At 70.5% G+C, this 8,732-nt stretch carries 8 protein-coding genes and 1 tRNA gene; 8 read left to right on the top strand and 1 reads right to left on the bottom strand.

Features of this window, described 5'->3' with window-relative positions; translation table 11 throughout:
• From ACFDTH_RS15905 to ACFDTH_RS15870, 8 genes are all read left to right on the top strand, one after another.
• A partial coding sequence (locus ACFDTH_RS15905) for a rod shape-determining protein (RefSeq protein ID WP_375288538.1) occupies window positions 1–320 on the top strand: 320 nt, incomplete at its 5' end.
• Between the two features lie 33 nt (window positions 321–353).
• The gene (gene mreC / locus ACFDTH_RS15900; protein WP_375288537.1) at window positions 354–1,262 is read left to right on the top strand and encodes a rod shape-determining protein MreC; all 909 of its coding nucleotides are present in this window, start codon (window positions 354–356) and stop codon (window positions 1,260–1,262) included.
• Window positions 1,259–1,780 carry a rod shape-determining protein MreD gene (gene mreD, locus ACFDTH_RS15895; protein WP_375288536.1) on the top strand — a complete coding sequence of 174 codons (522 nt, stop codon included), beginning with the start codon at window positions 1,259–1,261 and terminating at the stop codon, window positions 1,778–1,780. Before mreC ends, mreD begins: the two co-directional genes overlap by 4 nt.
• Window positions 1,750–3,882 (top strand): penicillin-binding protein 2, encoded by a 2,133-nt coding sequence (mrdA, locus tag ACFDTH_RS15890; protein WP_375288535.1) that lies wholly within the window; start codon window positions 1,750–1,752, stop codon window positions 3,880–3,882. Before mreD ends, mrdA begins: the two co-directional genes overlap by 31 nt.
• A complete protein-coding gene (gene rodA / locus ACFDTH_RS15885) occupies window positions 3,879–4,991 on the top strand; it encodes a rod shape-determining protein RodA (RefSeq protein WP_375288534.1) in 1,113 nt (370 codons plus the stop codon). The genes mrdA and rodA overlap by 4 nt, the downstream gene beginning before the upstream one ends.
• A gap of 88 nt (window positions 4,992–5,079) precedes the next feature.
• Window positions 5,080–5,155, top strand: a tRNA-Lys gene (locus ACFDTH_RS15880).
• Between the two features lie 83 nt (window positions 5,156–5,238).
• Window positions 5,239–5,925 carry a hypothetical protein gene (locus ACFDTH_RS15875; RefSeq protein WP_375288533.1) on the top strand — a complete coding sequence of 229 codons (687 nt, stop codon included), beginning with the start codon at window positions 5,239–5,241 and terminating at the stop codon, window positions 5,923–5,925.
• Window positions 5,922–7,919 (top strand): hypothetical protein, encoded by a 1,998-nt coding sequence (locus ACFDTH_RS15870; protein WP_375288532.1) that lies wholly within the window; start codon window positions 5,922–5,924, stop codon window positions 7,917–7,919. The genes ACFDTH_RS15875 and ACFDTH_RS15870 overlap by 4 nt, the downstream gene beginning before the upstream one ends.
• 7 nt (window positions 7,920–7,926) lie before the next feature.
• Here ACFDTH_RS15870 and ACFDTH_RS15865 read toward each other — a convergent pair.
• A partial coding sequence (locus ACFDTH_RS15865) for a hypothetical protein (RefSeq protein ID WP_375288531.1) occupies window positions 7,927–8,732 on the bottom strand: 806 nt, incomplete at its 5' end.

The raw sequence follows: 8,732 nt of genomic DNA, 5'->3' as shown, positions 1-8,732 counted from the left end.
ACCTCGTCAACGGCGTGCCCAAGGAGATCCAGATCAACCAGGGCCAGATCGCCGAGGCGCTGTCGGAGCCGGTGGCGACCATCGTCGAGGGCGTGCGCGTGGCGCTTGAGAACACCGCGCCCGAACTGGCCGCCGACATCGTCGATCAGGGCATCGTGCTCACCGGTGGCGGCGCGCTGCTGCAGGGGCTGGACGAGGTGCTGCGCGACGAGACCGGCCTGCCCGTCACCGTCGCCGAGGATCCGCTGACCTGCGTCGCGCTGGGCACCGGCCGCGCGCTGGAGGATCCGATCTATCGCGGCGTGCTGATGAACGGCTGACCGGCGTCCTTTCACGCCACACGGGGGTAGGCGATGGCGCCGCCGCGGGATCGGCGCCCGGGCTTTTCGAGACGGGCGCAATTCGGACTGTTCTTCACCTACATCCTCGCCATTGCCGGCGCGGTGGTGGGAGCTGTGCTGCTTGCGCTCCAGCGCTTCGACCCGCCCGCCTTTTCCGCGGTCCGCGCCGCGGTGGCGGAGGTGACCACGCCGCTGGCGAGCGGAGGGCGGAGCGTGGTGGCCGGTCTCGCCGCGATCCCCGAGGCGATCGGTACCTATTTCCGCGTGCATGACGAAAATGCACGGCTGCGCGCCGAACGCGACCGGACCCGCGCGCTGCTGCTGCGCGCGCGGGCGATGGGCTATGAGAACCTGCGCCTGCGCCGCATCGCCGCGGTGCGCGAGGCCTCGCCGGAGCCGGTGGTGACCGCTCGCATCGTCACCTCCACCGCCGCCTCCACCCGCCGGTTCGGCATCCTCAACGCCGGGCTTTGGCAGGGCGTGCGCCGCGGCCAGCCGGTGCGCGGCCCCAACGGGCTGATCGGCCGCATCGTCGAGGCGGGGCCGAACAGCGCCCGCGTGCTGCTGCTCACCGATGCCGAGAGCGTGATCCCGGTCCGCCGCGCGCGGGACGGGCGGCCGGCTCTGGTCTCCGGCCGCGGCGACGTGATGCTGGACGTGCGCGGCGTCGAGGCGGGCGATCCCGGCTTCCGGCCCGGCGACCTGTTCATCACCTCGGGCACCGGCGGCATCTATGCGCCGGGCGTGCCGGTGGCGATCCTCGAGAAGCGGACCCCAGAAGGCGGCTGGGCGCGCGCCGTTTCCAATCCAGCCGCGCTCGACTTTGCGGTGGTGAGCCAAGCGTTTCTCCCCCCGCCTCCGCCGGTTGCACGCCCCGCGCCCCTGCCGGCCCCTTCCCCCACCCCGACAGCCGCGCCGTGAGCACGCCCGCCGCCATCGCCCTCGAACGCGAGGAACGCGCCGCCGTCCGCCGCGCGCGTCTGCTGCCCTGGGCGAGCGTGATGGTTGCCTCGCTGGTCGCCGGCGCGTTGCCGGTGGTAACGAATGCGCCGCTACTGCCGCCGCTCGGCCTGCTGATGCTACTCGCCTGGCGACTGCTCGCCCCGCTGGCGCTGCGGCCCTGGGCGCCGGCGCTGCTGGGACTGTTCGACGACCTGATCAGCGGCCAGCCTTTGGGCTCGGCGATGCTGCTGTGGCAGCTCAGCTTCTTTCTGGTGTTGCTGGTGGACCAGCGCACCATGTTTCGCGAGTTCGTGACCGATTGGGCGATCGCCGCCGCCGCGATCGCGCTGGTGCTGGCGGGCGGCAGGCTGGCGGCGACGCCGCTGACTGCCCATGTCGACCAGATGCTGCTCGCCCAGATCGCGATCTCCATCCTGCTGTTCCCCGCGGCCGCGCGGCAGGTGGCATGGATCGACCGCGCGCGGGGACCCGCGTGAAGCACAATCCCCGCCCGATCACCGAGGCGCAGTCCGCGTTCAGCTTCTCGCGCCGCGCCACTTTGCTCGGCGCGGCGCAGGGCGGCGTCGCGCTGCTGCTCGGCGGGCGGATGGCGTGGCTGTCGATCGCCGAGAACGAGCGCTACACTAATCTGTCGGAGAGCAATCGCGTCAACCTGACGATGATCCCGCCGCGCCGCGGCTGGATCGTCGACCGGCACGGCCACCCCATCGCCAACAACCGCACCGATTTCCGCGTCGACATCATCCCCGACCGGCTTGAGGATGACGAGCGCGTGCTGGCGCTGCTGGAGCGGCTGCTCGGCCTCACCGACGAGGATATGGTCCGCGTCCGCGCGGACCTGAAGCGGGCCGCGGGTTTCCAGCCCGTCCAGGTCGCCGAGAACCTCGACTGGAACCGCTTCGCCGCGGTCAGCGTACGCCTGCCCGAGCTGCCCGGCGTCGCCCCGACCAGCGGCTTCGCGCGTCACTATCCCGCCGGCGCCGCGGTCGCCCACCTCACCGGCTATGTCGGCGCCGCCACCGCCGAGCAGTTCCGCGAGACCCGCGACCAATTGCTGGTCACCCCGGGCTTCAAGCTCGGCAAGGACGGTCTTGAGAAGACGCTGGAGGACGATCTTCGCGGCCGGGCCGGAGCCAAGCGCGTCGAGGTCACCGCGCGCGGGCGGCTGGTCAAGGAGTTGCCCACCCGCCGCGACGTGCCCGGCAAGACGCAGCGACTGACCATCGACGCGGGCCTCCAGGAATATGTCGCACGGCGCCTCGGCACCAACTCGGGCTCGGCGGTGGTGATGGACTGCCTGACCGGCGAGATGCTGGCGATGGTTTCCATGCCCGCCTATGATCCCAACAGCTTCTCGGACGGGATCAGCCACCTCGAATGGCGCATGCTGTCGGACGACGATCACGTGCCGCTGATGAACAAGGTGACGCAGGGGCTCTATCCGCCCGGTTCCACGGTGAAGCCCATGAACGGGCTGGCGCTGCTGACCGCCGGAGTCGGTGCGGACGAGCGGGTCTATTGCTCGGGCGCGATGCGCGTCGGCACCGGCGTGTTCCACTGCCACAAGCGTCGCGGCCACGGCCCGCTTGATCTCAAGGGCGCGATCGCGCAGAGCTGCGACATCTATTTTTACGAGATGATCCGCCGCCTCGGCTATGACCGCGTCGCCCCGATCGCGCGGATGCTGGGCCTGGGGCAGAAGTTCGATCTGCCCTTCACCACCCAGCGCTACGGCACCGTGCCCGACAGCGCCTGGAAGCAGCGCAAGTATAAGACCGACTGGAAGGTCGCCGATTCGCTCAACGCCTCGATCGGTCAGGGCTATGTGCTCGCCAATCCGCTCCAGCTGGCGGTGATGTCGGCGCGGCTCGCCAGCGGGCGGGCGCTCCAGCCCAGCCTGCTCGCCGACCAAATCCACCGGAATGCGGCGGCGTTGCCGGTCTCGCCCGAGCATCTGCAAACCGTGCGCGAGGCGATGTGGGCGGTGGTCAACGGCGGCGGCACCGGCGGCGCCTCGCGCTTGTACATCCCGGGTGTCGAGCTGGCGGGCAAGACCGGTACCGCGCAGGTCCGTCGCATCACCATGGCGGAACGGCGCGCGGGCGTACTCAACAACCGCCAGCTGCCGTTCAAGCTGCGTGACCACGCCTTGTTCGTCTGCTTCGCGCCTGCGGACAATCCGCGCTACGCAGCCGGCATCGTGCTGGAGCACAATGGCCACAATGTCCGCAATCTCGACACGCCGATGATCGGGCGCGACATCATGACCTATTTGTTCGACAAAAAGCGCGCTCTCGACAGCCTCGCCAAGGAGGAGCCGACCTGGGGCGGCGACATCCGCACCCGCATGGCAGCGCAGGAGGCCGCCTACCGCGCCGCCGCAACCGCGCCGCCGCCCGCGCAGGCGCTCGCCACCGAGACCGACGCCCCTGCCCCCACCAGCGCCCCCGCGGTGGAGCGCGCCACCGATGCTTCCAATGCCACCGCCGAGGCGATCGCGCAGGACGTTGCCAATGGTGCCGGGCCGGCGCGCGAAGGCACGTCCGAACCCGAACTCCCCGGAACCGCGCCGCAATGAGTCGCGCCGGCTTCGTGCCCGCCCCGCTCGCCCGACTGCCCTGGCGCGTCATCGGCCTGGTGCTGGCGATCGGCTGCTTCGGGCTGGTGGTGCTCTATTCGGCCGCCAACGGCTCGATCCACCCCTGGGCCCTGCCGCAGGCGGTCCGCTTCTTCGTGTTCCTGGGCGGCGCGCTGGTGCTGAGCTGGGTGCCGGAGGACTGGTGGAAGCGCGGCGCGCTGCCCGTCTATGGCGTGCTTATGGTCATGCTGGTACTGGTGGAACTGCTCGGCGCGGTGCGTGGCGGCAGCCAGCGCTGGCTCGATCTCGGCTTCATCCGCCTCCAGCCGTCCGAGCTGATGAAGGTGGCGATCGTGCTTGCCTGCGCGCGCTTCTACGACATGCTGCCCGTGGCGGAGATCCGCCGCTTTGGCGCCCTGTGGCCGGCGGCCCTGCTGATCGGCTTTCCCGGCGCGCTGGTGATGCTCCAGCCCGATCTCGGCACCGCGCTGATGATCTGCGGCGGCGGTGCTACCGTAGTGTTCCTGGCGGGCGTGCCGCTGCGCCTGTTCGTCGGCGGCGCGCTGGGCGTGGCGGTGGTCATCCCGCTCGCGGTGAACTTCCTGCTGCACGATTATCAGCGCAACCGCGTGCTGATCTTCCTCGATCCGGAAAGCGACCCGCTCGGCACCGGCTACCACATCAGCCAGTCGAAGATTGCGATCGGCTCGGGCGGCATCTGGGGCAAGGGCTTCCTCAACGGCACCCAAAGCCACCTCGACTATCTGCCGGAGGGACAGACCGATTTCGTCTTCGCTACCATGGCGGAGGAGTGGGGGTTAGTGGGCGGCGTGCTGCTGATCGCCGCCTTCTTCCTGGTGATCCGCTGGGGCATCGGCGTGTCGCTGCGCGCGCAGGGCCGGTTCGCCCGGCTGACCGCGGCTGGGCTGGCAACGACGATCTTCTTCTACGTCGCGATCAACCTTATGATGGTGATGGGCCTCGCGCCCGTGGTCGGCATTCCGCTGCCGCTGGTCAGCTTCGGTGGATCGGCGCAGATGACCACCATGCTGTGCCTGGGTATCCTCCTTTCGATCGACCGCGCCAACCGCCTCGCGCCTCGGCGCTGATTTTGTGCAGAAAGGGGTTGCATCCCCCGCGAGCGGCGGCTAACCGCTCGCCTCCGATCGCGGGGCTCCGGCCTCACCCGACGATCACGGACGCATAGCTCAGTTGGTAGAGCAGCTGACTCTTAATCAGCGGGTCCTTGGTTCGAGCCCAAGTGCGTCCACCATTATTCCAACCGCGCAAGCGCCGCTGGACACGGGCGGTCCGGCTACATAGTCTTCTCCGGTTCGAGGCCGGAGGGGCTGCCGGATGCTTTCGTTCTCGCCAGGGGCGATCACCGCATTGCGGGCGGGGGCGCGGCCCGCGTTCCTTGAGCGCGTGCGCCGGCGGCTGGTGGCGACCTTTCCGCATTTCCTGCCCTGCTTTCCCGACGAAGTGCAGGCGCGGATCACAGGGCATATGCTGGAGCGCGCCGCCGGCTGGGGGCTGACGCACCAGGCCTCGCTTTGGGCGTTTTGCGAGTTGATGGTGTCGGTGACGCCGAATTTCGACGAGGAGCCGGCGATCCACGCGCGCCTGTCGCAACTTCGCGACGAACTGGACGGGTCACTCGCCGAGCTTGGCCGCACGATGCCGCCGCATGTCCGGCGCAGCGCACAGCGATCCGGATCGCGCATGCCGCTGTTCGTCCCGCATCGTCTCGTCGCTGCCCCCGCACCAGACCGCGTCGCCGCCGCGATCGTCACGGCGCTGCATGATCGAGCGGAAGCGGCTGCCGCACCCGCCGCGGCGGCACGGGCTGTGGCGGAGGCCGACCGGCTTGGCCTGACGCAGGACGATGCGCCGCTGGTGGTGGCGGCATGCCAATCGTTCTGGAGTCCGGCGTTCACGCGCCTGCACTGGGCGGAGGCGTTGTGGCGCGAGCCATGGAGCGCAGCCGAGCGAGTGGAACTGCTCCGTTTCCGCCTCGCCGCGGCACATCGGAGATTCGTATGAGCGGCATCGGCGACACGGCAGACGAGGCCGGCCGCAAGGCGGGCGCAGCGGCGCACGACGCCCGCAGGCGCGCGGAGGCCGCCGCGCAAACCGCGCAGGACAGGGCAGAAGGCGTGGTTGATCGTGCGCGCGAGCAGGCGGGGCAGGCGGCAGAAAAAGGGCAGCGTCTGGCCGAGAAGGCCGCGGACGATGCTCGAAAGACGGCCGAGGCAGCGGTCGACGCCGCGAAGGCGACTGCCGCCGAGGCGAAGAAGCGCGCGGAACAGGCGGCGCGCGATGTCCAGCGCCGCGCAGAAGAGGCGATGGCCAAGGCGCAGGCCGTTGCTGCGGCGGCGCAGCAGCGCGGGGAACAGGCGCTCGCCGATGTCCAGCGCCGAGCCGAAGAGGCGGTCGCCGACGCGCAACAGGCCGCCGCCGACATGCAGCGGCGCGCGGAAGATGCGGTCCGCGACGCGCGGGCCCGCGCCGAGGCAATGGCCGACCAGGCCCGCAACGCCGCTCAGGCGGTACAGGATCGTGCCACTCAGGAACTCGATCGTCTGCGCGTGCTTGCCGACCAGCTGCTCTCCACTGAGGAAGCCGTCCATCGGGCGATGCAGGCGGCGAAGGAGGCTGCCAATGCGCTAAAGGCACAAGGCGAGCAGGCGCTTCAGGATGCCGCTCAGCAGTTGCGCGATGCCGCGGACGGCATCCTGGCGATGGCAAACGCCATGCGCGAGCTTGCCGAACAGAAGCTGGCGGAGGCGATGCGGCTGCTCGACAGCCTGCCCGATCCGAAAGTGCTGCTCGACGAAGGTCTTGCCCGGATCGAGGCGCTGCGCGCCATCGGCGAGGCCGCCAAGGCCGCGGCGCTGGCCAGAATTGCCGAGATCGAGGCGATGATGCTCGCCATGGCCGCGTCACCCTATGAGGTGCTGCCCTGCGCCGAGGCATTGCCCAGCTTGCCTGCCCTACCCGATCTGCCCGACATACCCGCAATCCCTCAAATTCCCGCCGACTGGCTGGATGCCCTGCTCGCGACGCCGCTGCTCCAGGACCTGATCGCCACGTTGCGGGCACAGGGGATGGCGGCGCTGGATGCGCTCGCCGCCGCGCGCGCGATGCTGGAGGATGGCATCGGCATGATCGAGAAGGAGGCGCTCGCCGCGGGCGACCGGCTCTACCAACTGGTGCCGGCGGCGACCGAGGCGCTCGGACCCTATTGGATGAAACTACAGGAACTGGAGAAGCTGCGCGACCTCTCGCCGCAGCAGATCGCCGAGCGGCTGGGCCTGCCGCCCGACCCGATGGGCTATGTGCTGAAGGAAGTCGAGGCGCTCAAGGACACCGAGGTGTTCAAAAATGCGGTGGCGCCGCTGGTCGCTCAGGCACGGCAGATGGCCGAAGAGGCGCGCCGGATGGCCGAACAGGCACGCGCGGCCGCCGAGCAGGCGATGGCGGACGCCAGGTGCGCGGCCGAGGAGGCGCGCGACACCGCCGAGGCGGCCGCACGCGAGGCGATCGAGGACGCAAAGGCGGCGGTGGACGATCTCAAGACATCTGCCGAGAACGCGGGCGCCGAGGCGCGCCGCCGCGCGGAAGAGGCGAAGGCGATGGCGGAAGAGAGGATCGCCGAGGCGCGCCGCCAGGTCGAAGAGGCGCGCAGGGCCACGACCGAGCAGGCCAAGTCGATGCTCGACCAGGCGCGCAAGACAGCGGACGAGGCGCGGAAGGCCGCGACCGAGGCGGCCGGCAAGGCGGCGGATCAGGCACGCGAGGCGGCGGCGAAGGCGCGCAAAGCGGCGACAGACGCAGCCGACCAAGCGGCGGCGCATGCGAAGCAGGCGGCGGAAGCGGCGAAGCAGCAGGCGCGCGACGCCGCCGAGGGAGCCAAGGCAGCTGCGCGCGAGGCGGCGCAGGCCGCGAAGCAGGCCGCCAAGGACGCCGCGGAGCGCGTGGTTGCGCCTCTGAAGGACTTCTCGCCGCCGACGGTGCCGACCCTGCCCGGCCGCTGAGCCGTCGTCAGCCGATCAGCGCCGCCTCCCGCGCCAGCCGCGCCAGTGCCGCCCGCAAGGCGGCCTCGTCCGCCAAGCCGGCCGCGGCGCCGATCTCGCCCAGCGCGGCCAGATCGCGCGATCCGTCGAGGTGCGCGAGCAGGTGGCGCGGGCCCGCCTCCTCGATCACCATCATCCGCTGGTCGAGCGTGCAGACCCGTGGCAGGTCCTCCGCCAGCATCATCCGGATCAGCGGGCTGGCGAGCGGCCGCTCCGACACCCGGGTCGCATAAGGCGCCGGACCGGCATGCAGCTCCACCAGGCCCACCTCGAACATCTCGTACAGTGCGGTTAGCCGTACGGGGGTGTCGAGCAGATCGCCAACGGGAACCCGCTCCATCGCCAAGTCCACCAGTCGGCCCAGCGCCGCGGACAGCGGCGGGTCGCTAACCTCGAAGACATTCTCGCCCAGCCTGAACTCGCCCTCGCCCTGCCGCACGCAGCGACTGGTGGCGTAGAGATCGGCCAGCGCGTCCAGGTCAAGCCGTCGCTTGGGCCGCACCCCATCACGCACGAACAGCGAGTGGCGGAAGAAGCAAACGTCGCGATAGTCGCCGCCCTGAAGCAGCCGGACGAGTTGCGCGGTGCTGTCCTCCTCCAACGGGATGTCGGCAGGCACGAACGCGTCGTCGATCCGCTCTCGATCCGCCTCACCCAGATATTGCAGCCCGTTCGCCGCGGCCGCGGCTGCCACGTCGGCGATCGCCTGCGGGTGGAAGCACGGGCCCAGTTCGTCATGCCCCAGCACCGCCCAGGGCTTGTCGCGGGTCTGGC

This window comes from Sphingomonas sp. (assembly GCF_042096255.1).
Classification (GTDB): domain Bacteria; phylum Pseudomonadota; class Alphaproteobacteria; order Sphingomonadales; family Sphingomonadaceae; genus Sphingomonas.
The sequence above is the reverse complement of the archived record's forward strand: the minus strand, read 5'-3'. Positions and strand labels throughout refer to the sequence as shown.

Excerpts from the sequence above, each read along its gene's own strand:
- mreC (WP_375288537.1), top strand. The coding sequence starts at position 354 with ATGGCGCCGCCGCGGGATCGGCGCCCGGGCTTTTCGAGACGGGCGCAA.
- mrdA (WP_375288535.1), top strand. The coding sequence starts at position 1,750 with ATGGATCGACCGCGCGCGGGGACCCGCGTGAAGCACAATCCCCGCCCG.
- rodA (WP_375288534.1), top strand. The coding sequence starts at position 3,879 with ATGAGTCGCGCCGGCTTCGTGCCCGCCCCGCTCGCCCGACTGCCCTGG.
- ACFDTH_RS15875 (WP_375288533.1), top strand. The coding sequence starts at position 5,239 with ATGCTTTCGTTCTCGCCAGGGGCGATCACCGCATTGCGGGCGGGGGCG.
- ACFDTH_RS15870 (WP_375288532.1), top strand. The coding sequence starts at position 5,922 with ATGAGCGGCATCGGCGACACGGCAGACGAGGCCGGCCGCAAGGCGGGC.